Source organism: Falsihalocynthiibacter sp. BN13B15 (assembly GCF_041205415.1).
Taxonomy (GTDB): domain Bacteria; phylum Pseudomonadota; class Alphaproteobacteria; order Rhodobacterales; family Rhodobacteraceae; genus Falsihalocynthiibacter; species Falsihalocynthiibacter arcticus.
This window is the reverse complement of record NZ_JBGFCE010000050.1, coordinates 1-1,445: the sequence shown is the minus strand read 5'-3', so window position 1 is coordinate 1,445 and position 1,445 is coordinate 1. Positions and strand designations below refer to the sequence as shown.

Annotated in this window: 1 protein-coding gene; it reads right to left on the bottom strand. The window is 53.8% G+C overall.

Features of this window, described 5'->3' with window-relative positions:
* Positions 1–1,232, bottom strand: a 1,232-nt coding sequence (locus AB9F26_RS22060) for a tyrosine-type recombinase/integrase (RefSeq protein WP_369769105.1), incomplete at its 3' end; no start/stop codon positions are given.
* Between the last annotated feature and the right edge of the window lie 213 nt (positions 1,233–1,445).

Here is a 1,445-nt window from a genome sequence, read left to right as displayed (position 1 = left end):
GCGGCTTCCTGGCTACTGTGGCCAAGGATCACCTTGCTGATTTCTTCGGGACAGCCAACATTGCGCAGGTCATCTTTCTTCTTGTGGCGCAGACTATGTAGGGATTTCTTGGGGTCGGTGATCTGTTTTCGCAGTTTCTTCATCATGGCTGCTGACGCGGCGGTATTACCGTTTGGCCGACCATAACGGGGGAAGAGAGGATCACCACCCGCCTTGCCAGAGCAGAGGTTTGTGAGGGCTTCCACGGCCCTGGAGGACAGGGGGATGAGCCGTTCACTTGAGGCTGTTTTGAGCGCTCTGATGCTGTTCGGTCGGATGCTCAGGCTGCGATTTTGAAGGTCAACGTCGTCAACCACAATCCCTGTGACCTCATTCAACCGTGCTCCTGTGTCCCAGAGGGTCAGATAGATGGCTTGGTGGTCCTCTTGGCTGCCCATAGTAACCAAACCACCTTCTGCTTCCTCAGCTGACAGAGGGAGGCGGTCCTTGGCGGACTGTCCTGCGCCTTTGACCTTCAAGTTGTGGAACGGGTTGATCGCTGCAATCCCACGCTCTTGAATAGCATGGTTCACCACCGCCCTGACAACGTTGATGTACCGGGAGACACTGTTGGGGGAAATGCGCGCAAGCAGATAGTCACGATAGAGGAGGGCATCTTCTCGACGGAGGTCAGCCAAAGCAACCTCCTTGAGTTTGACCGCCCCGATGGAGGCTTTGAGGTCGGCCTGTACCTTTGACAGAGCGTTCTTGAGCTTCTTGTCCTGATCGGCATCCTTGTACGCCCCATACAGATCAAAGGCCGTTTGCAGGGTGATGATCTCGACTGGGACACTGGCCCCAAGGAGGTTGCTGTAGACATCAGGCTCAACATCCCCTTCGAGGCGGCCCGCTAAATCCCAAAGCCCTGCAATAAGATTGGTGTTCAACTGACCTGCATCAAGTTGCTGTGCGGCCTGTTCTCCAAAGTGTGACTTCACAATGGCAAGGGTACGGGTTCTTGAGTTCTCAGCCTCCAGGGACGCAAAGTAGGTCATAACCTGTTGGTCGATGGTGGGGAGGTTTTTGACCATCTCCATGAAGGTTGTGCCCAGCGCATGGTACACAGTGGCCTTACCCGCTTTGACGCGTAAGTGCTTTGGAACGTCCCGTTTGTACTGGTACGCACCCCAACTGCGCTGTCTGACGTACTTTGGGAGCTTCTTTTTACCCGTAGCGGCTGGTGCAGTGGTCATTGGATGAAATCTCTCTCTCTGGCTCTTGGTCTCTGAAGTAACCAGAATCAACAGAAAGAGTGAGGGGCGTTTGCCTGTTCGCGACAGAAAAAGGTTCGATTGTGACGGAACTGGTACGCAACCGGTTCGCAAACTGGTTCATAAACGGCCAAAAACCCTTATTTTAGTTGTTTTTAACTAAAAAAGAGGGGTTTGTTGGCTCCGACGGTAGGG